Source organism: Streptosporangium saharense, from assembly GCF_014203715.1.
GTDB classification, from domain to species: Bacteria; Actinomycetota; Actinomycetes; order Streptosporangiales; family Streptosporangiaceae; genus Streptosporangium; species Streptosporangium saharense.
Window position 1 is genome coordinate 1,809,220 of the sequence record NZ_JACHJP010000001.1, and the last position, 22,898, is coordinate 1,832,117.

General features: G+C 70.5%; 22 protein-coding genes. 17 read left to right on the plus strand and 5 right to left on the minus strand.

Annotated elements, in window-relative coordinates:
- Positions 1 to 149 precede the first annotated feature (149 nt).
- Both FHS44_RS08680 and FHS44_RS08685 read left to right on the plus strand, forming a co-directional pair.
- Positions 150 to 662, plus strand: coding sequence for a murein hydrolase activator EnvC family protein (locus FHS44_RS08680; protein WP_312863571.1), 513 nt, complete (start codon positions 150 to 152; stop codon positions 660 to 662).
- 915 nt (positions 663 to 1,577) lie between these two features.
- A complete protein-coding gene (locus FHS44_RS08685; RefSeq protein WP_184713309.1) occupies positions 1,578 to 1,979 on the plus strand; it encodes a RidA family protein in 402 nt (133 codons plus the stop codon).
- 50 nt (positions 1,980 to 2,029) lie between these two features.
- On the opposite strand, the gene dprA is transcribed toward FHS44_RS08685, so the two are convergent.
- The 3 genes from dprA to FHS44_RS08700 all read right to left on the minus strand — a co-directional run bounded on the left by dprA (position 2,030) and on the right by FHS44_RS08700 (position 5,823).
- The gene (gene dprA, locus FHS44_RS08690) at positions 2,030 to 3,052 is read right to left on the minus strand and encodes a DNA-processing protein DprA (protein ID WP_246435122.1); all 1,023 of its coding nucleotides are present in this window, start codon (positions 3,050 to 3,052) and stop codon (positions 2,030 to 2,032) included.
- An 800-nt stretch (positions 3,053 to 3,852) separates the two neighbouring features.
- Positions 3,853 to 5,424, minus strand: a complete 1,572-nt coding sequence (locus FHS44_RS08695; RefSeq protein ID WP_184713310.1) for a YifB family Mg chelatase-like AAA ATPase — start codon at positions 5,422 to 5,424, stop codon at positions 3,853 to 3,855.
- A 36-nt stretch (positions 5,425 to 5,460) separates the two neighbouring features.
- Entirely contained in the window at positions 5,461 to 5,823 is a 363-nt protein-coding gene (locus FHS44_RS08700) for a YraN family protein (RefSeq protein WP_184713311.1), read from the minus strand.
- A gap of 257 nt (positions 5,824 to 6,080) precedes the next feature.
- On the opposite strand from FHS44_RS08700, the gene FHS44_RS08705 reads away from it, so the two are divergent.
- Positions 6,081 to 7,421: a CoA transferase gene (locus tag FHS44_RS08705; RefSeq protein WP_184713312.1), complete on the plus strand. Its 1,341-nt coding sequence runs from the start codon at positions 6,081 to 6,083 to the stop codon at positions 7,419 to 7,421.
- A 46-nt stretch (positions 7,422 to 7,467) separates the two neighbouring features.
- A complete protein-coding gene (locus tag FHS44_RS08710; RefSeq protein ID WP_184713313.1) occupies positions 7,468 to 8,814 on the plus strand; it encodes an APC family permease in 1,347 nt (448 codons plus the stop codon).
- On the opposite strand, the gene FHS44_RS08715 is transcribed toward FHS44_RS08710, so the two are convergent.
- Positions 8,753 to 9,991: an MFS transporter gene (locus FHS44_RS08715; protein ID WP_184713314.1), complete on the minus strand. Its 1,239-nt coding sequence runs from the start codon at positions 9,989 to 9,991 to the stop codon at positions 8,753 to 8,755. The genes FHS44_RS08710 and FHS44_RS08715 overlap by 62 nt on opposite strands.
- A 111-nt stretch (positions 9,992 to 10,102) precedes the next feature.
- On the opposite strand from FHS44_RS08715, the gene FHS44_RS08720 reads away from it, so the two are divergent.
- The 6 genes from FHS44_RS08720 to FHS44_RS08745 all read left to right on the plus strand — a co-directional run bounded on the left by FHS44_RS08720 (position 10,103) and on the right by FHS44_RS08745 (position 15,491).
- Positions 10,103 to 10,705, plus strand: coding sequence for an ArsR/SmtB family transcription factor (locus tag FHS44_RS08720; RefSeq protein WP_184713315.1), 603 nt, complete (start codon positions 10,103 to 10,105; stop codon positions 10,703 to 10,705).
- Positions 10,706 to 10,933: 228 nt separating this feature from the next.
- Positions 10,934 to 11,878 (plus strand): 30S ribosomal protein S2, encoded by a 945-nt coding sequence (rpsB, locus tag FHS44_RS08725; protein ID WP_184713316.1) that lies wholly within the window; start codon positions 10,934 to 10,936, stop codon positions 11,876 to 11,878.
- Between the two features lie 111 nt (positions 11,879 to 11,989).
- A complete protein-coding gene (tsf, locus tag FHS44_RS08730) occupies positions 11,990 to 12,823 on the plus strand; it encodes a translation elongation factor Ts (protein ID WP_184713317.1) in 834 nt (277 codons plus the stop codon).
- A 125-nt stretch (positions 12,824 to 12,948) separates the two neighbouring features.
- On the plus strand, positions 12,949 to 13,647 hold the full coding sequence (pyrH, locus tag FHS44_RS08735) for a UMP kinase (RefSeq protein WP_221460386.1): 699 nt from the start codon (positions 12,949 to 12,951) through the stop codon (positions 13,645 to 13,647).
- Positions 13,648 to 14,040: 393 nt separating this feature from the next.
- Entirely contained in the window at positions 14,041 to 14,598 is a 558-nt protein-coding gene (frr, locus tag FHS44_RS08740; RefSeq protein WP_184713319.1) for a ribosome recycling factor, read from the plus strand.
- A 68-nt stretch (positions 14,599 to 14,666) separates the two neighbouring features.
- Positions 14,667 to 15,491, plus strand: a complete 825-nt coding sequence (locus tag FHS44_RS08745) for a phosphatidate cytidylyltransferase (RefSeq protein WP_312863572.1) — start codon at positions 14,667 to 14,669, stop codon at positions 15,489 to 15,491.
- A gap of 4 nt (positions 15,492 to 15,495) precedes the next feature.
- Here FHS44_RS08745 and FHS44_RS08750 read toward each other — a convergent pair whose 3' ends face one another.
- On the minus strand, positions 15,496 to 16,575 hold the full coding sequence (locus tag FHS44_RS08750) for a suppressor of fused domain protein (RefSeq protein ID WP_184713320.1): 1,080 nt from the start codon (positions 16,573 to 16,575) through the stop codon (positions 15,496 to 15,498).
- 75 nt (positions 16,576 to 16,650) lie between these two features.
- Between FHS44_RS08750 and rlmN the strand changes: the two genes are divergently transcribed.
- The 7 genes from rlmN to FHS44_RS08785 all read left to right on the plus strand — a co-directional run bounded on the left by rlmN (position 16,651) and on the right by FHS44_RS08785 (position 22,894).
- Positions 16,651 to 17,775 (plus strand): dual-specificity RNA methyltransferase RlmN, encoded by a 1,125-nt coding sequence (gene rlmN / locus FHS44_RS08755; protein ID WP_184713321.1) that lies wholly within the window; start codon positions 16,651 to 16,653, stop codon positions 17,773 to 17,775.
- A 462-nt stretch (positions 17,776 to 18,237) separates the two neighbouring features.
- Positions 18,238 to 18,987: a helix-turn-helix domain-containing protein gene (locus tag FHS44_RS08760; protein WP_184713322.1), complete on the plus strand. Its 750-nt coding sequence runs from the start codon at positions 18,238 to 18,240 to the stop codon at positions 18,985 to 18,987.
- 2 nt (positions 18,988 to 18,989) lie between these two features.
- Positions 18,990 to 19,460 carry an NUDIX hydrolase gene (locus FHS44_RS08765; protein WP_184713509.1) on the plus strand — a complete coding sequence of 157 codons (471 nt, stop codon included), beginning with the start codon at positions 18,990 to 18,992 and terminating at the stop codon, positions 19,458 to 19,460.
- A 138-nt stretch (positions 19,461 to 19,598) separates the two neighbouring features.
- A complete protein-coding gene (locus FHS44_RS40785) occupies positions 19,599 to 20,081 on the plus strand; it encodes an ABC transporter ATP-binding protein (protein ID WP_184713323.1) in 483 nt (160 codons plus the stop codon).
- Between the two features lie 247 nt (positions 20,082 to 20,328).
- The gene (locus FHS44_RS40790) at positions 20,329 to 21,024 is read left to right on the plus strand and encodes an ATP-binding cassette domain-containing protein (RefSeq protein ID WP_312863573.1); all 696 of its coding nucleotides are present in this window, start codon (positions 20,329 to 20,331) and stop codon (positions 21,022 to 21,024) included.
- A complete protein-coding gene (locus tag FHS44_RS08780; protein ID WP_184713324.1) occupies positions 21,021 to 21,173 on the plus strand; it encodes a hypothetical protein in 153 nt (50 codons plus the stop codon). Before FHS44_RS40790 ends, FHS44_RS08780 begins: the two co-directional genes overlap by 4 nt.
- Complete coding sequence (locus FHS44_RS08785) at positions 21,170 to 22,894, plus strand: ABC transporter ATP-binding protein (RefSeq protein WP_184713325.1); 1,725 nt, start codon at positions 21,170 to 21,172, stop codon at positions 22,892 to 22,894. The genes FHS44_RS08780 and FHS44_RS08785 overlap by 4 nt, the downstream gene beginning before the upstream one ends.
- Positions 22,895 to 22,898: the final 4 nt, after the last annotated feature.

The window sequence follows — 22,898 nt, forward strand, 5'->3', positions numbered from 1 at the left end:
TCCAAGGAGGGCGACTGTGCGCAGGGGGTGACTCCTCCTGAGGAGCGAACTTGTGGGACAAGGCGTCTTCCAGGCGGGGAGCCCGGTGTTTATCCACAGAACGCCGTTCGGTCCATCGCGATGGGCTGGAAACGAGCATCCTCGAACGCGTGAGATCTTTCCTCGTCATCCTGCTGGCGCTGCCCCTGTTCGCCCTCCCGGCGGCCGGGGGCCTGCGGAGCACGGTCCCCGACGTCCTCTCCACCCGGTGGATTTGGCCGCTCACGGGGCGCCCCGTCGTGCTCCGGGACTTCGCCCCTCCGGCCCAGCCGTGGCTGGCGGGCCACAGGGGAACCGATCTCGCCACGACCCCCGGCGCGGAGGTGCACGCGGCCGGGGCGGGGACGATCGGCTACGCGGGACCGCTCGCCGGACGGGCGGTGGTGACGGTGCTTCACTCCGACGGCCTGCGGACGACCTATCTGCCGGTCCATCCCTCGGTACGGCGCGGCCAGACGGTGAGCCGGGGCGAGGTCATCGGCGTCGTCCAGGACCTTCCCGGGCACTGCCGTACGGCCTGCCTGCACTGGGGCCTGTTACGGGGCCGTTCCTACCTCGACCCACTTCTCTTGTTGGGACGGGGACAGGTAAGGCTGCTCCCGCTCTGGCCCTCGGGACCGTGAGTGCCCCGTGTCCTGTCGTGGGCTGGGCCCGTCCGTGCCGGGGTGAGTGTGGGGGACAGCGGATCGTCAGTGCTTGGCGGGCATGAGGAGGGTTGGCCGGGCCCGAGGGCGTGAAGGAAGTGGTCGCTTCGGGTCTCAGTGATCGTCGGGATGCGGGAGCCGTCCAGGGATGCGGGGAATTATCGGGGAGGTAGAGCACGGAGGAGCGCCGAGTGGGGGTGTGGCGCGGGAAAACCGGATGACATTGAGACCGGGGATGGCAATCATCAACGTGCCGGGACGCCAGAAAACCGACATATCGGGGTCCTGGTGTGTCGGGAGGTTGTGGAGGTGATGCGTGGGGGAATCGGCATGTCAGGAGGCTGGTCGAGCGCGCCAGAGGCCCATAGGAGCCTGTAGACAAGAGCATCCGAGGTCTACGGGTGGCAGGACGTAGACCCTACGGTGAGGAGAGCGCCGGACCCCTACAGCCCTACAACTGAGCTCCACGCAGCCGGAGCCTGCGAAAGTGACCGTTGGTGACCTGAACCATGGCTCTGAGGCCTGGTCGGCGACCTGGGGCATGGGGCTGAAGACGCAGTGCCTGTGGTTCGTGGTCGTGTTTGCGCTCGCGTTCTCGGGTGGGCATGAACGTCCCCGTCGGTGATCACCTCTCAGGCGATCGACGAAACCCGATCTTTCCTGTCAAAGCCCAAGGTCCTGGGGGCGTCCTCCTGGAACCTGGGGACGACTTCCTGGAAGCGGTGTCACGGGAGTGACGTCCCAGGAACGGATGTCGCCCAGCACCGTGTCGACCCATCCCGGAAGCTCAGCCAGGTCCACCCATCCCGAAAAGCTCGCCCATCCCGAAAGCCCAGCGATGTCTCCCCCTCCCAGAAGGCCAGCAGTGGCCCTCCAGAGTTCATCAGGAGTGTGATGATCCGTCGAATGACCGTCCCGGGGCTGTTTCCGCCCCCGGACTACGCGCACGCGGTCGTGGTCGAAGCCGGTCAGCGACTGGTCTTCATGGCCGGTGCCGTACCCCTGGACGAGGACGGTGGCCTCGTCGGAGCCGGTGACCCCGTCGCGCAGACCCGCCAGGTGCTGGCCAATCTGCGGACCGCGTTGCGGGAGGCGGGCAGCGATCTGAGCCATGTGCTGTCCAGCACCGTCTACGTGGTGGCGGACACTCCCGAAACCCTCGGCCAGGTGTGGCAGGTCGTGCGTGAATCCGATCTCGCGGAGGGACCACACACCTCGACCCTGCTGGGCGTCTCCTGCCTGGGATACACCGGCCAGCTCGTGGAGATCACCGCCGTGGCGGCGGTCTCCACCTAGCCTCCCGGCCTTCCGCCTGTTTCCCGGCGACGCCTCCTGCCGGTTTCCCGCTAGCCTCCCGCCGGTTCCTCAGTGACACCTCCCGCTGGCTTTCCGGCGACCTGTCTGGGGGGTCGGTCTGGGCGTAGTCGCCAGCCTTTCGCGACGCGTTCGACGTATCCGGCCGCGGCTAGGCCGCCCAGGCAGGACAGCACGGTCTCCAGATCGACGCCCGCGGCCGTCGCTATCACGGCCGGGCCGACTCCCGCGCGGACCGGCATGGCCTCCAGCACCCGGCGGGTCTCCGGATCCAGCCGGTCACGGGGGAGCACGGGGCCGCGAAGCTCGGGAGCGAGATCGTCACCCATCACGCCGACAAGCTCGATCATCTCCTCCGGGGTGGTGACACAGACCGCCGAACCCTGGCGGATCAGCCGATGGCACCCGGCTGACATCTCCGAGGTGACCGGGCCGGGAACGGCGGCCACGACACGGTTCAGCGAGGCGGCGTGTCCGGCGGTGTTCAACGCTCCGCTGCGCACGGCCGCCTCGATCACCAGGCTTCCCCGTGACAGGGCGGCGATGAGCCGGTTGCGGATCAGGAATCGCGGCCGGACGGGACGGACGCCCATCGGGCACTCACTCACCAGGAGCCCCTGCGCACGCACGGCCGCGAACAGATCGTGATGGGCACTGGGATAGGCGACGTCCGTGCCGCAGGCCAGCACCACGACGGTCGGCGCCCCGCCGTCGAGGGCACCGCGATGAGCCGCCCCGTCTATGCCGTAGGCGCCCCCGGAGACGATGCTCCAGCCGCGTTCGCCGAGCCCGGCGCCGAACTCCGCCGCCAGGTGCGCGCCGTACGGCGTCGCGGCCCGGGAGCCGACGATGGCGACGGACCGCAGGCAGGAGAAGCGGAGGTTCGCCTCGCCGTGGAGCCACAGGGCATAGGGAGCGCGGTCTTCGAGGTCGTTCAACTGGGTCGGCCATTCGGAATCTCCGGGGATGACCAGCCGTGCCCCGCGCCGCTCTCCTTCGGCGAGGTCCCAGGTGGGGTCGGCCGTCTCCAGGCGGGCCGCCCATGAGGAGAACATCCGGCTGAGCCGTTCAACGGCCTGTTCGTCACCCGCCCTGGACGAAGGGCTCCGGTGCCGGGGCGGCGGACTCCCGTGACGGCCGGGGGAGAGGTCTGCCGGCCCCCGGCGGGAATCGTGAGGGCTCCCCGGAACACCCGGATGGTCGGAACCGGTCCGTGCCTCGACACGGGGACCGCGCTGCGAGACCTCCCGGAGGCCCTGGACGCCGTGGGGATCGTGTTCTCCCGCGCCCATCCCAGGATCATCACCCGGCCTCGGACGGACACCATCACTCCTCGTCCCGTCCAGCGGCCCCTGACCGGCTCGCCTCCCAGGACGGTCATCATGGTCACCCGGCAGATCGGCCCACGTCTCGTGAGGGCTCCCCGGCCCGAGAGGAACGCCAGCATCCCGACCTTCCGGGCCCGTGACGTGTGTCCGAGGAACGTCGCCCGGCCCAGAACGGGCACCGCGGTCATCAGGCTCGAAGGCGGCATCGTCATCTCCTGTTTCGTTCGTCGTGGGTTTCCAGGCGGGGTGTCCGGGGCCGGGTGCTCTCCGGGTGATCGGTGAGCCGACGGCGTGACCGTTCCGACCACCAGGGAGACCAGGGCCAGGGCGGGCGAGGTGGCTGCCTCGTGTGTCCGGTGAGCTCGGACGGTGGGTTTCCGCGAACCAGCGGACGAGGTCGGGGTCCGGATGACCACGGCGGATCCGCCGGACGGCGCCCTCGGCGCCGTGGGTGGCGACGAGTCTGCCGATCACGGCGTCGCCGGGCTCCGCCACCCGCATCAGCATGACCCGTGCGAGACGGTCGTTCATCGTGCCTCCCCCAGCCACAGTCCGAGCGCCGCGTTGGTCTCGGTGACCTCGGGCGCGCTCTTTCCCGCGAGGTCGGCGAGGGTCCAGGCCACCCTGAGCGTCCGGTCGAGCCCCCGGGCGCTCAGCTCTCCGCTGTCGAGACAGCGGAGCAGCGGGGTCATCGCCTTCGCGGCCGGACGGTAGTCGGTGTGCAGCGCCTGGGCGGACACCTCCGCGTTGCACCGCCACGGCGTGCCGCTGAACCGTTTCGCGGCCTGTTCGCGGGCGGCGAGGACCCGCTCGGCCACCACCCGGCTCGGTTCGATGAACCGGCGGTCGGCGAGGAGCTCGCGGCGGCTCGAACGGTAAAGCGCGATCTTGACATCGACACGGTCGAGCAGCGGGCCGGAGAGCCTGGCGAGGTAGCGCCTGCGGGCCATCGGGGTGCAGCGGCACGGGTCGGCGGGGCCCGCGGGACGCGCGCACGGACACTGGTTGGCCGCGAGGACCAGCATGAACCGCGCGGGGAACGTCACCGATCCCATCGCCCTGGACACCGTCACCGTGCCGGACTCAAGTGGCTGCCTGAGCGAGTCGAGGACGGTCGCCGGGTATTCGGGGGCCTCGTCGAGGAAGAGGACGCCCCGGTGGGCGAGTGAGACCGCGCCCGGCCGAATCGCCCCGCTGCCTCCGCCGATGACGGCCGCGACGGTCGCGGTGTGGTGGGGAGCGACGAACGGCGGCCTGACCAGCAGGGGACGGTCCTCGGGCAGCGTCCCGGCGACGGAGTGGATGGCGGTCACCTCAAGGGCCTGCTCGTGCTCCAGATGGGGCAGGAGGGTGGGCAGGCGCTCGGCGAGCATGGTCTTGCCGGTGCCGGGCGGCCCCAGCATCCAGAGGTTGTGCCCGCCCGCGGCGCAGACCTCAAGGGCGCGGCGGGCGAAGGGCTGACCGGCCACGTCACCCAGGTCGGGGACGCCCGCTCTCGGCTCGGTCGCCGAAGAGGGCCACGCCCGCGTGATCTCGCCGGTCCCGTTCCGCGTGGGGGTCTCGGCCACGGGCGCGCAGGTCTGGTCGTCGTCGCGCAACCAGCCGATCAACTGGCCCAGGGTGGAGAAGGGGACCACCGTCACGTCGGGGACGAGGGCGGCCTCCGCGGCGTTGCGGACCGGGACGACGACCGTGCGGGCACCGGCCGCGGCGGCGGCCAGCACGGCGGGCAGCACACCCCGCAGGGGTCTCAGCGAGCCGTCCAGGCCGAGCTCGCCCAGGAAGAACGGGTCGGCAACCCTCGCGACGGGCACGACCCCGGCCGCGGCCAGCAAGGCGACGGCGATGGCGAGGTCGAACATGCTGCCTCTTTTGGGGAGACTGGCGGGGAACAGGCTGATGGTGATGCGGGCGTCCGGCCATGAGTGGCGGCTGTTGACCACTGCGGAGCGGACCCGGTCGCGGGCCTCGCTGAGCGCGGTGTCCAGCATGCCGATGAGGTGCGTGCCCGCGACGCCGCTGCCCACGTCGGCCTCGACGTCGATGGGATGGCCGGTCACCCCGACCAGGGCGACGCACCGGGTGCGTGCGACGGTCACTCCTCACACCTCCTGACGTGATGATCCGCGGGACATTCAGCACATCCCTCGTTCGTGACGGATGGTGAAGGTTCCGGCGAACCGTTCGAGGGCGACAACATCGACGCGGATCGCGTCGAACCGCTCGGTCAGGGGACACCGCTCGTCCTGCCATCTGGCGGCGAGCCTGCGCAGGCGGGTGACCTTCTCCTCGGTCACCGCCTCGAAGGCGGTGCCGTGGGTGCGCCCGGAGCGGGTCTTCACCTCGACCGCCACGAGCGTGTGGTCCTCGCGGGCGACCACGTCGATCTCCCCGTCGGAACATCGCCAGTTGCGGTCGAGAACCCGCATGCCGCGGGCCTGTAGGTAGGCGACGGCGAGCTGCTCGCCGTGTCTGCCGAGATCGTCCTTCGTGGCCATGGAAACCACCTCCGGTCCCAGACCTTCGCGCAGTTCGCCCCACCCGCGAGGGGCCGAATCCCGTTCTGTGGATAACGGGATCCGAGCCGACGAGCCTGTGGAAAACCCGCATGAAAGCTGTTGCTCGGGTGGACGAAGCTCTCAGAAGGGAGATCCCGGCGCCCGAGAGGAGTAGGTCGTATGGGTTTCGCAGGGAAAGTGGAGGTGCAAGGCTTCGTCGCATGTTCGGGGAGAGAAGACCGCCCACGAAGGGCCACATGAACGTAGAGGAACTCGTGCGGGGGCTGGGCGCCGAGACGGGGATCGAGTTGCCGCCCCTGCGGGTCACCGGCGGGGACCCGGTGCTGCCGTCCGTCTTCCGCGTCGATACGGCGGCCGCGGCCTCGGTCGGCGCCGTGACCGCGGTGGCGGCCGGTCTTGGGGGAGGCAACCGGGCGGAGGTGGACGTCAGGGAGGCGGCGGCCGCCTTCCTGGACGAGCACCACTTCATGATCGACGGGGTCCGTCCCACCGCTTGGTCGCCCCTCTCCGGCGACTACCGGACCATTGACGGCTGGGTCAGGCTGCACTGCAACTTCGACCACCACCGTGACGCCGCCCTGGCCGCCCTCGGGCTGTCCCCGGGTGCGGACCGTGAGGCCGTCACCAGGGCGTGTGCGGGCCGTACCGCACTGGAGGTCGAGGAGGTGGTGACGGCCGAGGGGGGATGCGCGGCCAGGATGCGGAGCGGGGCCGACTGGCGGGTCCATCCCCAGCGGGCGGCGGTCGCGCACTCGCCGCTCGTCAGCCTGACCAGGATCGGCGACGGACAGGCGCAGACGCCGAGCGGGACGGCGGACAGGCCGTTGGACGGGGTGCGGGTGCTGGACCTGACCAGGGTGATCGCCGGGCCGGTCGCCACCCGCACCCTCGCCGCGCACGGGGCACGGGTGCTCAGGGTGGGGGCCGGACACCTGCCGGAGGTGTCCGGGCTGGTCGTCGGAACCGCGTTCGGCAAGCGCTCCTGCCACCTCGACCTGAGAACCGGGCGAGGAGTCTCGGCACTGCGTGACCTGGTGGCCGGGGCGGACGTGTTCGTGCAGTCCTACCGGCCGGGCGCTCTTGAGGCACTGGGCTTCGGACCGGAGGAACTGGCCAGGATCAGGCCGGGCATCGTGTGCGTAGATCTGTCCGCCTATGGCACGCATGGTCCGTGGGCGGGCAGGCGGGGATTCGACAGCCTGGTCCAGATGGTGTGCGGTATCGCCCACGAGGGCGGCGACGGGACAGAGCCGCGTCCCCTTCCTGCCCAGGCGCTCGACCACGCCACGGGCTACCTTGCCGCCTTCGGCGCGATGGCCGCCCTGACGCGCCGCGCACGGGAGGGCGGCTCCTGGCGGGTAGAGGTCTCGCTGGCCAGGACCGCGCTGTGGCTGGACTCGCTCGGCCGCGCCAGAGCACAAGAAGGGACGCCGGAGATCGCCGACCTGCTGGACGAGATGGACAGCCCGTTCGGGAGGCTCACCTACGTCAGGGCGCCGGGGAGCATCGACGGTGCCAGGCCGTACTGGGAGAGCCCACCGCCGAGACAGGGGGAGCACCCGCCCGCGTGGTGGTGAGAGAGCCGCCGTAACGGGCACGGATGGTCCAGGGGGGAGGGATGGCGTGGAGACACGGGCGAGGCTGCGCCGTACGCTCTCGGTCCGGGACCTGATCGTCTACGGGCTGCTGTTCATCGGGCCGCTGGCCCCGGTCGGCATCTTCGGGGTGCTCGACGCCAAGAGCGCCGGGGCGGTCGGGCTCGTCTACGTCATCGCCACGGTCGCCATGGCCTTCACCGCGGTGTCATATGCCGAGATGTCGCGGGTCGTGCCGAAGGCCGGGTCGGTGTTCGCCTACGCCACGGCGGGGCTCGGTCCGACGGCCGGGTTCCTCGCGGGCTGGTTGATCATGCTCGACTACCTGCTCATCCCGAGCGTGGCCTACCTGTTCTCCGGGATCGCGCTGCACGCGCTCTTTCCCTCCGTCCCCGCCTGGGCCTTCACCGCGCTGGCCTTCGCCGTCACCACGGCGCTGAACCTCTCGGGGGTACGGCTGGCGGCCAGGGTCGGCCTGGTCGTGTTGCTGGCCGAGATCGTGGTGCTCGCGCTCTTCGTGGTCATGGCCGTGGCGGTGCTGGTCACCGAGGGGCCGGTCAGGCCGTGGGCGTCGCCGTTCACGGGGGTCGGCGGGACCACGACCGCCCTGGTGATCGGGGCCGTCTCGGTCGCGGTGCTGTCCTTCCTGGGGTTCGACGCCATCGCCTCGTTCGCGGAGGAGACGACCGGTGACTCCCGCCAGGTCGGCAGGGCGGTGCTGCTCTGCCTGGGGGTCGCGGGGGCGCTGTTCGTGCTGCAGACCTATCTGGCCGGGCTGCTGGCCCCGATGAGCCCGGCGGAACTGGCCGCCGACCCCGCCGCGCAGGGCACGGCCTTCTACGACGTGGTGGAGGAGTCGGTCGCTCCCTGGCTCGCGGGCCTGATGAAGGTCGCCAAGGCGGTCGGGCCCGCGTTCGCCGCGATGACCGCGGTCGCCGCCGCCGGTCGGCTGCTGTACGGCATGGCCAGGGACGGCGGGCTGCCCCGCGCGCTCTCGACGGTGGATCCGAGGTCGGGGACGCCGAGGGCGGCGCTGCTCAGCGCCGGGGCGGTGACGCTGGTCGTCTCCGTCTGGGCGGCGAGCAGGCCGGACGGCCTGGACGTGCTGGTCTCCGTGGTGGACATCGGGGCGTTGGCGGCTTTCACGATGCTGCATGCCTCCGTAGTGGGATATTTCAGGGTTCGTCGGGGGAGCCGTGACCTGTGGCGGCACCTGGCCGTGCCGGTGCTGGGCGGGCTCGTCGCGGTCTGGATCATCGTCCTGGCCGCTCCGCTCGCCAAGCTCGCCGGGATCGTCTGGCTGGCCGTCGGGCTCATCGTGCTCGCGGCGCGGAGGAACGGCCGATCGGGGAGAGCCGGATCCACACGATCGTGAGCGCGACCCCGGCCGCGCCGATCCACAGGACGGGCCGCAGCCCGAGCACCTGACCGAGCAGGCCGCCCGCGAGGCCGCCGAGGGCCAGCACCCCCTGGACGGCGAAGGTGTTGGTCGCGTTGACCCGGCCCCGCAGGTGGGCGGGAGTCTCCCGCAGGACGACGGCGCTGAAGCAGATGGAGAAGGCGAGCACGGCCACGCCGCTGACCAGCCCGCCGACGGCCAGGGCGGGGAAGGCGGCCCACACCGGCCCGGAGGCGGTCGCCGTGATCACGTAGTCGACCGGGAAGACGACGACGGCACACGCGATCACCCGGTGCTCGCCGTACCTCGCGGTCAGGCGCGGAGTGAGGGCCGTACCCACCAGGCCGCCGACGCCGAAGCACGCGGTGAGCAGGCCGATCAGCCCTGCGGGCAGGTGGAGCTCGGTGAGCGCGTAGAGCACGAAGACCGCGGTGAAGGCGGCCCCGAAGAAGTTGATGACGACCCCGCAGCCGCAGAGCGTCCTGAGCACGGGATTGCCGACGACCGCCCGCAGACCCTCGCCGACCTCGGTCCACAGGCCGCGCGGGGGAGCCGGGGTGTGGTTCTCGGGAGCCCTGATCGACCGGACCAGGAACGCCGAGGCCAGGAAGGACAACGCGTCCGCCACGATCGCGAACGGCGCGGTGAAAAGCTGCACGAGCAGTCCGGCGAGGCCGGGACCGCAGACGGAGGCGAGGGAGAAGACCGAGTGCAGGCCCGCCAGGGCCTCGGTCCGCTGCCGCTCGTCGACCACCACGGCCAGGTGGGGGAAGTTCACCGCGCGGAAGAGTGTGGTTCCGGTGCCGACGACGAAGGCGGTCACGATCAGCCACGGCACGGTCAGCAGGCCGGCGAACCAGGCCAGCGGGATCGTGGCCATGGCCATCGCCGAGGCCGCCTCGCAGGCGACCATGACCGGTCTGTGGCGTCTGAGCCGGTCGGCGAGCACTCCCGCCTGGAGCCCGAACATCAGGGAGGGCAGTGAGGAGACGGCGGTGAGCAGGCCCATCTGGACGGGGGAGGCGCCGAGCAGGGCGGCGGCGGTCAATGGCACGGCCAGCCTGGAGATCTCGGTGCCGATCTCGGAGACGGCACGGGAGGACAGCAGCAACCGGTAGTCACGCTGGGCGCGCAACGGGACGGTCTGGAGCACGACGACCACCTTCGGGGGAGCAGTTGTGAAGCGTTCCCTTCACAACTGTGAAGATAGTCCTTCATACTTGTGAAGGCAATCCTCATATCTGACTGTGGGTACGGTTTGCACATGACCCAGGCACGTGAGCCGCTCACCGATCCCGTGGCGATGCGAGCCCTCGCCCACCCCGCGCGGCTGGCGATCCTGAACCGGCTCCAGGTCGAGGGGCCCGCGACCGCGACCGAGGTCGCCGAGGTCGTCGGCATCACCCCGAGCGCGGCCAGCTACCACCTGCGCATGCTCGCCAAGTACGGCTTCGCCGAGGACGCTCCCCCCAGGGGCGACGGCAGGGAACGGATGTGGCGCGGCTCCTCGGAGAAGATGTCCATCACCCGCGAGCCGGAAGACAGGCCCGAGGTGCGGGCGGCCAAGGACCTGCTGATCAAGGCCGTGCGCGACCAGGCCGCCGACGAGGCCGCCCGCGCCCTGTCGGCCTTGGACCGCGAGCCCAGGCACTGGCGGGACGCCTCGGTGTTCAGCCGCACGATCCTGCTGGTCGGCGCCGAGGAGCTGCAGGAGATCAACCGCCGGATCGACGAGCTGCTCGCCCCCTACCGGATCACCGCGAGGGATCGGGCCGAGGCTCCGGCGGACGCCAGGGTCGCCGAGGCGCAGGTGAACCTCTTCCCCCGTGCCGTACGGCGGCCGCACGGTCTTCCCCGCGACGCGTGAGGGGCGGCCGAGCCGCCGAGGTCAGCGCGAGGCCCGGCTGAGGGTACAATTTTCGATGGCCTGTGACTCACGGGCCAACTTCGCATGCCCCGTCAGGAACCGCGTCCATCGGTCCGGGTGAGAACCCGGCTGGAGACGGTTCGGAGCATCAGGGCGGCGGTCGCGGACCGTCGCGTCAAACCGAGAACAGCGTCCAGAGATGGGCGCTCCGACCTGGAGGACAATCACATGTCCACCCCCGTCGTCACCATGCGGCAGCTGCTTGAGAGCGGCGTCCACTTCGGTCACCAGACCCGTCGCTGGAACCCGAAGATGAAGCGCTTCATCTTCACCGAGCGCAACGGCATCTACATCATCGACCTGCAGAAGTCGCTGTCCTACATCGACAGGGCCTACGACTTCGTCAAGGAGACCGTCGCGCACGGCGGCACGATCATGTTCATCGGCACGAAGAAGCAGGCGCAGGAGGCCATCGCCGAGCAGGCCGCCCGCGTCGGCATGCCGTACGTCAACCAGCGCTGGCTGGGTGGCATGCTCACCAACTTCTCCACCGTGCACAAGAGGCTCCAGCGTCTGAAGGAGCTTGAGGAGCTCGACTTCGACAACGTCGCCGGCTCGGGGCTCACCAAGAAGGAGCTCCTCATGCGCCGCCGCGAGAAGGAGAAGCTGGAGCGCACCCTCGGCGGTATCCGTGACATGTCCCGCGTGCCCAGCGCGGTGTGGGTCGTGGACACCAAGAAGGAGCACATCGGGATCAGCGAGGCCCGCAAGCTCAACATCCCGGTCGTCGCGATCCTCGACACCAACTGCGACCCGGACGAGGTCGACTACCCGATCCCGGGTAACGACGACGCCATCCGCGCCGTCGGTCTGCTGACCCGCGTCGTCGCCGACGCCGTCGCCGCCGGCCTCATGGCCCGCGCGGGCGCCAACCGTGGCGACGACAAGCCGGCCGTCGCCGGTGGCGCCGAGCCGCTGGCCGAGTGGGAGCAGGAGCTGCTCGCGGGTGCCGAGGGTGCCGCCGCGACCGAGGCCGCCCCCGCCGCCGAGGCTGAGGCCGAGGAGACCGCCGAGAGCGTCGAGGCCGTCGAGGTCGCCGAGGCTGAGGCCGAGGTCGCCGCCCCGGCCGCCGAGGACGCCGAAAAGGCCGAGGACGCCGACAAGCAGGCCTAGGCCCACCTCGTACGGCCCCGCCGTACGAACCGCAAGGCTCTTTCACGGGTGGGTGCGCTCCGCGCGGGGGCACCCACCCGATCCACGACGATTCCCACGAGGAAGAAGACAATGGCTTCCGTGAACATGGCCGACGTCAAGCGGCTTCGTGAGCTGACCGCCGCCGGCATGATGGACTGTAAGAAGGCCCTTGAGGAGTCCGAGGGCGACTTCGACCGCGCCGTCGAGCTCCTGCGTCTCAAGGGCGCCAAGGACGTCGGCAAGCGCGAGGCCCGCACCGCCTCCAACGGCCTGATCGCCCTCAAGCAGGACGGCGACTCCGCCGCCGCGCTGCTTGAGCTCAACTGCGAGACCGACTTCGTCGCCAAGGGTGAGCGCTTCCAGGAGCTCGCCTCCCAGGTCGTCGCGCACATCCTGGCCACCAAGCCGGCCGACGTGCCCTCCCTGCTGGAGTCCGAGCTCGACGGCAAGTCCGTCAAGGAGCAGCTGGACGAGGCCAACGCCGCGCTCGGCGAGAAGATCGAGATCCGCAGGTTCGCGGTGCTTGAGGGTGGCTTCATCGGCGCCTACATGCACAAGACCGACCCGCAGCTCCCGCCGACCGTCGGCGTCCTGGTGCAGCTCGACACCGCCAACGCGGCCGTCGCCAAGGACATCGCGCAGCACGCCGCCGCGATGGCGCCGAAGTACCTCGACGCCGCCGCCGTCCCCGCCGACGTCGTCGAGAAGGAGCGCGCGCTCTTCGAGGAGATGACCCGCGAGGAGGGCAAGCCCGAGGCCGCCATCAGCAAGATCGTCGATGGTCGCATCAACGGCTGGTTCAAGGACTTCACCCTGCTTGAGCAGGCTTTCGTCAAGGACAACAAGAAGTCCATCGGCAAGTTCGCCACCGAGAACGGCGTCCAGGTCCAGGCCTTCGTCCGCTACAAGGTTGGGCAGGCTTAGGCTTGACCCAGCTTCTCTCACCACATCGCTAGAACAACGAGGAGGCCGCCGCCGTGCAGGAGAAATCAGACCCCGCTACGTCGGCGGTTTCGTCGTACGCGGGCCCGCTTCGCTGGAAGCGCGTCATGTTGAAACTCTCCGGCGAGGCGTTCGCCGGGGGTGAGCCGCTGGGGATCGACCCCCGCGTCGTAGGGCATCTGGCCGACTCGATCGCCGAGGCGGTCCGCGAGGGTGTCCAGGTCGCGGTCGTGGTCGGCGGCGGCAACATGTTCCGTGGCGCGGCGATGTCCGAGCGCGGGATGGACCGGGCCAGGGCCGACTACATGGGCATGCTCGGCACGGTCATCAACTGCCTGGCCCTCCAGGACTTCCTGGAGAAACGCGGCATCGACACCCGCGTCCAGACGGCGATCACCATGCAGCAGGTCGCCGAGCCCTTCCTGCCCCGCCGCGCCATCCGCCACCTGGAGAAGGGGCGAGTGGTGATCTTCGGGGCGGGGCTCGGCTCGCCGTTCTTCTCGACCGACACCTGCGCCGCCCAGCGCGCGCTCGAGGTCGGCGCCCAGGCACTGCTCAAGGGGACCCAGGTGGACGGTGTCTACGACGCCGACCCCAGGAAGAACCCCGACGCCGTCAGGTTCGACCACCTCGAATATGGTGAGGTGCTGACCCGCGGCCTCGGTGTCATGGACGCCACCGCCATCAGCCTCTGCATGGACAACGGTCTGCCCATCGTGGTCTTCGACCTCATGGGTGAGGGCAACATCCTGCGGGCCGTACGCGGTGAGAAGATCGGCACGCTGGTGAGTCCAGCAGGGAAATAGGGAGCGAACCCGACGGAGCGAGCGGAGCGGAAGGCGACGAAGGAGCTTCCCGCGATGCGAGTGAGGAGGGTGAGTGACCTGGAGGCAGGGAGCGAACCCGACGGAGCGAGCGGAGCGGTGGGCGACGTAGGAGCTTCCCGTGAAGTGAGTGAGGAGGGTGAGTGACCTGGAGGCAGGGAGCGAACCCGACGGAGCGAGCGGAGCGGTAGGCGACGTAGGAGCCTGGCGTGATGTGAGTGAGGAGGGTGAGCGCCCCGGAAGACGGGGAGCGAGCCTGACCGCGGTGAGCGGAGCGGAAGGCGGCACCGGCCATATGGAGGGATCCCTCCGGATGGTACGGCGTTCCGCGAAGCGGGTGTGGAATGGTGAGTGACCGAGAAGGCAGGAGCCGCTGTGATTGACGAAACTCTCTTCGAAGCCGAAGAAAAGATGGAGAAGGCCGTGGCCGTGGCGAAGGACGACTTCGCCGGCATCCGTACGGGCCGGGCCACCCCGTCGATGTTCAACAAGATCAGCGCTGAGTACTACGGCGCCCTCACGCCCATTCAGCAGCTGGCCTCGTTCCATGTCCCCGAGGCCCGTATGGTCGTCATTCAGCCCTTCGACAAGGGCTCGATGGCCGCGATCGAGAAGGCGATCCGCAACTCCGACCTCGGTGTCAACCCGGGCAACGACGGCCAGGTCATCCGGGTTGCCTTCCCCGAGCTCTCCGAGGAGCGCCGCAAGGAGTACATCAAGGTCGCCCGCGGCAAGGCGGAGCAGTCCAAGGTGTCCATCCGCAACATCCGCCGTCACGCCAAGGAGACCCTCGACAAGATGGTCAAGGACGGCGACGCGGGCGAGGACGAGGTGCGTCGTGCGGAGAAGGAGCTCGACGACCTCACCCAGAGGCACGTCGCCAAGATCGACGAGCTGCTCAAGCACAAGGAAGCCGAGCTGCTCGAAGTCTGAGTTTGTGATCCTTGTCCCGCCCGGGCCTCCCGCGCGGGACAAGGATTTTCGCATGAGAGTAGGACCTCGTGGAACCTGCGGCGGGCGGTAGCCGTACCGGCCGGAACCTTCCCGTCGCGATCGCGGTGGGTGCCGGTCTGGGAGCGGTCATCATCGCCTCCCTCTATCTCGTCGAGTGGCTCTTCCTCGCCGTGGTGATCGCGGCGGTGGGCATCGGCGTGACGGAGCTCGTCAAGTCGTTCGCGGCCAGGGACATCGACGTCCCGGTGATCCCGGTCCTGGCCGGGATGGCCATCATGATCTGCGGCGCCTACTGGGGCGGGCCCGCGTGGCTCGTCGGCGCCTTCGCGATGACCGTGCTCGTGCTGATGATCTGGCGGATGTTCCAGGGCACGGAAGGCTACGTCCGCGACATCTCCGCGACGCTGCTGGTCACGGTCTATCCCTCGTTGCTCGCCGGGTTCGTCGCGCTCCTGCTCGCCAATCCCGACCAGGGGCCGGACCGGGTTGTCGTCTTCGTCGCGACCACGGTGGCGAGCGACATCGGCGGCTACTTCGCGGGCATCCTGTTCGGCAAGCACAAGATGTCGCCGAAGATCAGCCCGAAGAAGACCTGGGAGGGGTTCGCGGGTTCCGCGCTCGCCTGCATGGCCGTCGGCGGCTGGCTGGTGGCGTGGCTGCTCGGCGGCGCCGTGTGGAAGGGCGTGCTGATCGGCGCGGTCGCGGTGGTCTTCGCGACGCTGGGCGACCTCGTCGAGTCGGTGATCAAGCGGGACCTCGGCGTCAAGGACATGGGCAGCGTGCTGCCCGGTCACGGCGGCCTGATGGACCGTCTCGACTCGCTGGTGGCCACGTTGATCCCGATCTGGGCGCTGCTCACGCTGCTGGTCTGAGCCCTCAGAGGCCGGTGATCCGGGCGGCCGAGAGGCGGGGCAGGAGTGCCCGGTGGCCCGTCTCGCCGACCATGTCGAGTTCCTCGACGGTGATCGGGACCAGCCAGAGCCACTCGACGTTGTCCCCGCCGAAGGCGAAACCCGATAGGTCGGGCATACCGGGCAGGCCACCCAGCATGATGACGCCCTCGTAGGGGGAGCCGAGCGGGAAGGTCTCCGGGCGGTGGTACCACCTGGCGGTGTGGCCGTGGCCCAGCCAGGTGACCGAGCGCCAGGGATACTGGGCCAGCCACAGGAAGAGCCTGGCGGCCTCGCGTGGGTCGCCGGGGGTGGCGACGGCCAGCTCGATCCTGGCGTGGGCCCGCGACCGTTCGACGTACTGCTCCACGGTCGGCATCGGCTGGCAGCTCATCCCGACCGTGGACAGGACGGTGTACTCGCGGTCCCCCTCGGGAGGCCGTTCCGTGATGCCGACCGTCGGCAGCCGGTCGCCTCCGGCGTCCCAGAACCTGCCCGCCGTGCCGACCGTCCGGTCCAGGTGGCCCATCACGAACTGCTGGAACGTCGCCCAGGCTCCCTCCCCGGCTCGCCAGTCCCAGTAGGAGCGGGCCCTGGCCAGCCTGGGAGCCAGCCCTTCCAGGGCCTCCTCCAGGGGCCAGGCGAAGGGGAACTCCCCGACGGCGTCGAAGGAGTAGCCCGGCATGCCACGGCTCAGGTCGGCCCAGCCAGGAATGACCGCCAGCAACTCGTCGTTCTCGTACAGGGCGACGCCGTCACCCTCCTCGAACCATAACGCCCGCAGCCTGCCCAGCGGTGGCCTGCCGTCGGGGTGCCCGGTGTTCGCCCTGGGCGCCACCGGGGGGAGCCCCGCCTCGGGACGGGCCGGGTCGTAGGCCTCGGGGGCGCGGCCGTGGTTGGCCAGCCACACCGCTCCGTGAACCGTGCCGTGGGGCCCGCGCAGGTAAGCTACCGAGGAGGTCTCGTCGCGTTCGACCACCAGGGTGCGGCTCCCGTAGGGATTGACGTCGGTGAACACGACCTCGACGTCGTCTCCCCGCTCGCCCGTGGAGCGGATTGTCGCCATACCTCCGGACTCTAGATCAGGGGCGAGCACCGCTTCCGAAGTATTCGCGTAACCGTCGAGAGAAGGCTTTGCACCGTGTCCACTGCCAGCGAGAGCCGGACCCCCGCTCCCGGCCAGCTCACCTTCGTGGCGCCCCGCAGGGCGAAGCCCGCCCGTCACCTGGCCGACCTGACCATGGCCGAGCGCAAGGCCGTGGTGGCCGAGCTCGGCGAGAAGCCGTTCCGCGCCGACCAGCTCTCCCGGCACTACTTCGAGAAGCTCAACGGCGACCCGGCCCTCATGACGGACCTGCCCGCCGCGGCCAGGGAGAAGTTCGCCACGGCGCTGTTCCCGACACTGCTGACGCCGGTCAGGGAGCTGACGACCGACAGGGGCACCACCCGCAAGACGCTGTGGCGGCTGTTCGACGGCGCGCTGGTCGAGTCGGTCCTCATGCGCTACAGCGACCGGACGACGATCTGCGTCTCCTCGCAGGCGGGTTGTGGGATGAACTGCCCGTTCTGTGCGACGGGCCAGGCGGGGCTGACCCGCAACATGTCCACCGCCGAGATCGTCGAGCAGGTCGTCGCGGGCGCCAGGGCCCTGGCCGCCGGTGACGTCCCCGGCGGACCGGGCCGGATCAGCAACGTCGTCTTCATGGGCATGGGCGAGCCGATGGCCAACTACAAGGCCGTGATCGGTGCCGTGCGCAGGCTGGTCGAGCCCGCCCCCGACGGGCTGGGCATCTCGGCGCGCGGGGTCACGGTCTCGACGGTCGGCCTGGTCCCGGCGATCGGCAAGCTGGCCGAGGAGGGGCTTCCCGTGACGCTGGCGCTGTCGCTGCACGCCCCGGACGACGAGCTGCGCGACACCCTGGTGCCGATCAACACCCGCTGGAAGGTCGCCGAGGTCCTCGACGCCGCCTGGAAGTACGCCGCCAAGACCAAGCGCCGCGTCTCGATCGAGTACGCGCTGATCAAGGACATCAACGACCAGGAGTGGCGCGCCGACCTGCTCGGCAAGCTGATCAGGAACAAACTCGTGCACGTCAACCTGATCCCACTCAACCCCACCCCCGGCTCGAAGTGGACGGCCTCCCGCCCGGAGGACGAGGAGGCCTTCGTCCGCCGCCTGGAGTTCCACGGCGTCCCGGTGACGGTCCGCGACACCAGGGGCCGCGAGATCGACGGCGCCTGCGGCCAACTGGCCGCCGCCGAATAACCCCATCCTGTACGGCAAGCCCCCCACCCCCCGCCCGCCGTACAAGACCACCCCCGCTCGGGCGCCCCCCGGCCGCACGTGGTTCTCACCGTCACGCCCTGACGCACGAAGGGGCACGAGCCTGAGGCAGGGGCGCCATCTCCGGTCCCGCACATGGGGATGCCGGGGAGCCAGGAACCGACGGGCGACCCCGTGATGCCTGGCAGGCGTGGCGGCGCCGTCCCGCCAGATCCCACGCCGCCCCTCCTGGTCTGCCGGGTTCGTCCGGACGACAGCTCTGTCCAGATCACTCCAACCTCACGGATCGAGCGGAGCGGATCACGTAGGATCACCGGTCTCTGTGCCTGGCCCCGCGTTCCGGCCACCACCGATACAGGTCCATCCATGCTGACCAGGTATGGGACGGGGGAACTTCACGCAAGAACGCTGAATGGGACGTCTCTGGGAGCGTATAAACGTCCCATGCCTCCCAACGAACACCTACGATCCGCCCTGGTCACCGCGGGCATCACCGTCCGGAAACTGGCCGAGGAGGTCGGTGTCGATCCCAAGACCGTCGAACGATGGGTCAGCACCGGCCGTACCCCGCATCCCGGCATCGCCCACCGGGCCGCGGCCGTACTCGGTGAAGACCTCGCCCACCTGTGGCCCGCGATCGAGCAGGGACGACGCCGTAGCCGGGGAAGCGGTGAACTGGTCGCCGCCTACCCCACCCGGTCCTCTGCCCCCCTGGACGTGTGGCGGACCCTGTTCGAGCGGGCCGAGCAGCGCATCGGCATCCTGGTCTACGCCGCCAACTTCCTGCACGAGTCGTGGCCGGACTTCAACGGCCTCCTCGCGGCCAAGGCGCGTCAGGGATGTCGGGTGCGCGTCCTCCTGGGCGACGCCGACTCATCGGTTATCCGGGGTCGAGGAGCCGAGGAACGGTTCGGGCACGGCATCGAGTCACGCTGCCGCGTCGCGCTCATGCACTACCGGCCGTTGGCGACGTCGTCCGGCGTCGAGGTGCGGGTGCACGCCACCACGCTCTACAACTCCCTGTTCGTCGGCGACGATCACATGATCGTCAACGCGCACGTGTACGGCATGAACGCTTACGGCGCACCGGTCTACCATCTACGCCGCATGCACGACGAGGGGCTGTTCGACGTCTACGCCGCCAGTTTCGCGGCGGTGTGGGAACAGTCCCGGCTTCCCGGGGAGGATGGGTGACAGTGGCCCGTACCGAGTACTACGACGACCCCGACGCTCCCGAGCCCAACAGCCTGGTCGTGGGGGTGTCCGCCGTGGTCGTCGATGACCAGGGGCGCGTTCTGATGCAACGGCGGGTCGACAACGGGCTGTGGGCGCTGCCCGGGGGCGGGATGGACCTCACCGAGTCGGTGCCGCAGGCCGCCGTCCGGGAGGTGCGGGAGGAGACCGGCTACGACGTCGAGGTGACCGGTCTGGTCGGTCTCTACACCGACGCCCGGCACATCATCGCCTACGGCGACGGAGAGGTCCGGCGCCAGTTCAACGTCTGCCTCACCGCCCGGCTCGTCGGCGGATCACTCACGGTCAGCGACGAGTCGACCGACGTCCGGTGGGTCGGCCAGGAGGAGATCAAGACGCTGCCGATGCACGACACGCAACGCCTCCGGATCGGTCACTTCCTGGACGGGGCGGCCACGCCGTACGTCGGCTGAACGACGGGAGTGGCCACCCAGGGACGGGCAAAGAGGCGGCAAAGTCATGCTCTGGCGTGATGGCCATGGAGGCGGCTCGGTATCTGTGCTGGCTGGCCTGGGAGCAGAGCGCTGGGCGCGATGCTGGGGACCCTGTGGATGGTGGGTCTGACGCTCCCGCCGTACCTGCTGGCCAGGGCGATCGACGACGGCCTGGCGCCCGGCTGGGTGCTGGCGCTGTTCGGTACGGGCCTGGTCAACGCCTGGCTGGCGATGCTCCGGCACCGTACGATGACCAAGATCCGGATGGACGCCAACTTCCGCACCGTGCGCGCCCTGGTCGAGCAGATCAACAGGCTGGGCGCCGACCTGCCCAGGCGTGCTTCGGCGGGCGATGTGGTGACGATCGGCATCGGCGACGTCATCGCCGTCGCCGCCTCGCTGACGGTGACCGGGCCCGGTGTGGGCGCGGTGATCAGCTATGGCGTGGTGGCGGCGCTGCTGCTGCGGGTCTCCGTGGTGCTGGCCGTGGTGGTGCTGCTGGGCGTGCCGCTGCTGGCGATCCTGCTCGGCCCGCTGCTCGGGCGGCTGATGAAGGTGCAGAACGGCTACCGCGAGGCCCAGGGCGCCTGGTCGACCTGATCGAGGGGCTCCGGGTGCTCAACGCCTTCGGCGGCAAGGACACCTACGCCGCGCGGTACCGCGCCGACTCGGCGAGTCTGCGCGAGCAGGGCCTACCGGGTGGCGTCGCTGACGAGCTGGATCGGCGCGGTGGGCGCCGGACTGCCCGCCCTGTTCCTGGCCGTCGTCACCTGGCTGGGCGCCCGGCTGGCCGCCGAGGGGGCGATCACGGTGGGCGAGCTGGTCGGGGTGTACGGGGTACATCGCGGTGCTGGTGGTGCCGGTCTCCTCCTTCATCGAGGGCGGCTTCCAGATCAGCAACGGCCTGGTCGCCGCCCGTCAGGTCACCCGCTTCCTCGCGCTGCGCGCCAAGGAGCGGCCCCGGCCAGCCGGACCGGAGATCGTGCCGGGGACCCTGGTGGGGCTGGTCAGCGCGCGGCCGGAGGAGAGCGTGGCGCTGCTCGAAGGGCTGGGCGGGTTCGACGGCACGTCCCTGATCGCCGACCACGACGCCGCCCTGTTCGCGGGCACGCTGCGCGAGGTCCTCCAGGGCCGGGGCGAGGCGGACGACGAGGCCATCCACCGGGCCGTGCACGTCGCCGCGGCGCAGGACGTGGTCGCGGGGCTGCGTCACGGGCTCGACGCGGTGATCGAACCCGACGGCCGCAACCTGTCGGGCGGCCAGTGGCAGCGGGTCCGTCTGGCCCGGGCGCTGCTCGCCGAGCCCGAGGTGCTGCTGGCCGTGGAGCCCACCTCCGCGCTGGACGCGCACACCGAGTCCCTCCTCGTGGGGCGGCTCCGCACGGCACGCGACGGCCGTACGACGGTCGTGGCCACCACCTCGCCGCCGCTGTTCGCCCAGGCCGACCGGGTGCTGTTCGTCGAGGACGGGCGGGTGGCCGCCTCCGGCACCCACCGCGAGCTGATGGAGTCCACCCCTGCTTATCGGTCGGTGTTCGGGTGAACCGCGATCTGCCCGTCGCCGACCGTCAGCGGGTACGGCGGGCCGCCCTGCGCCTGGTCAGGCGCGACGTGCCGGGCTTCGTCGCGATGCTCGGCACCCATCGTGAGCTGATGGAGTCCACCCCTGCTTATCGGTCGGTGTTCGGATGAACCGCGATCTGCCCGTCGCCGACCGTCGGCGGGTACGGCGGGCCGCCCTGCGCCTGGTCAGGCGCGACGTGCCGGGCTTCGTCGCGACACTGCTGCTCAACAGCCTCGCGGCGGTCGCGGCGCTGGTCAGTCCGTGGCTGCTTGGCCGCATCGTCGACTCCGTCAAAGGCGGAGATCCGGTCGATCTGCTCGCCGCGACCGCCGTGGTCGCGGCACTGGCCCAGCTGGTCCTGACGAGGTACGCCGAGAGGGTCGGCACCCGCTTCAGCGAGCGGGTCCAGGAACACATCCGCGCCGAACTCCTGGACCGTGTGCTGGCGCTGCCCGCCGCCACGGTCGAGCACGTCCGCACCGGCGACCTGGCCGCCCGAGGCACCACCGACGTGGCCGTCGTCGGCCGTACCCTGCGCGACGCCGCTCCCGTGATCCTCTTCTCAAGCCTGCGGGCGCTCTTCCTGATCGTCGCCGTCTTCCTGGTCGATCCGCTCCTGGGGGCCTGCGGTCTGCTCGCGCCGGCCGGTATCGCGGCCGCCTCCCGCTGGTACCTTCGCCGGGCCCGTCCCGCCTACCTGGAGGAAGGCGCCGCCCGCTCGGAGCTGGCCGAGCACCTGGCCGCCAACGCCGCAGGCGCCCGCACCATCGAGGCCTTGGGCCTGCAGGACAGGCGCACGCGGGCGGCGGAACGGGTGATCGAGCGCGGCCGGACCGCCCAGCTGCGGACCCTCTTCCTGCGCGGCGTGCTCTGGCCCTCGGTGGAGGTCTCCTCGCTCCTGCCTCCCGTGCTGGTACTGCTGCTCGGCGGGGTGCTCCTGGACCGGGGCCAGGTCACCTTGGGCGCGGTCGTCACCTGCGTGCTCTACCTACGCCAGCTCGGCCAGCCGATCGAGACGATCCTGATCTGGCTGGAGCAGCTGCAGAGCAGCGGCGCCTCCTTCGCCAGGATCGAGGGCCTCGCGACCTCGGCGCGGGAGGAGATCGCAGCCGCGGAGCCGCGTGGCGACCGCATCGAGGCGTACGGCGTGCACTTCGCCTACGAGGGCGGCGACGACGTGGTGACCGCCGTCGATCTGACCGTACGGCCCGGCGAGCGCCTGGCCGTCGTCGGCCCCTCGGGAGCGGGCAAGTCCACCCTGGGCAGGCTGCTGGCCGGGATCGACCGTCCCCGCCTGGGCACAGTCACCGTCGGGTCGGTGCCCGTCGCCGATCTCTCTCCCGCCCGGCTCCGCGAGCACGTCGTCCTGGTCACCCAGGAACAGCACCTGTTCCTCGGCACCGTCCGCGACAACCTGCTGCTGGCGGATCCGACGGCCGGTGACGACCGCCTGGGCAAGGCGCTGGCGGCGGTCGGCGCCGACTGGGTCGTCTCGCTCGACGACGAGCTGGGGCCCCGGTCGTCCGGCGTCACCCTCGGCCCGGACCGGGTCCAGCAGCTCGCCCTGGCCAGGGTCATCCTGGCCGACCCGCACACCGTCGTGCTCGACGAGGCCACCGCCATGCTCGATCCCCGGACGGCCAGGCACGCCGAACGCTCGCTCGCCGCCGTCCTGGAGGGGCGGACCGTCATCGCGATCGCCCACCGCCTGCACACGGCCCGCGACGCCGACCGGGTGGTGGTCATGGACAATGGCCGGGTGGTCGAGGCCGGAACCCACGACGAGCTGGTCGCGGCGGGCGGGGTGTACGAGGCGTTGTGGAGGTCGTGGCACGGCTCACGGGGCTGACCGG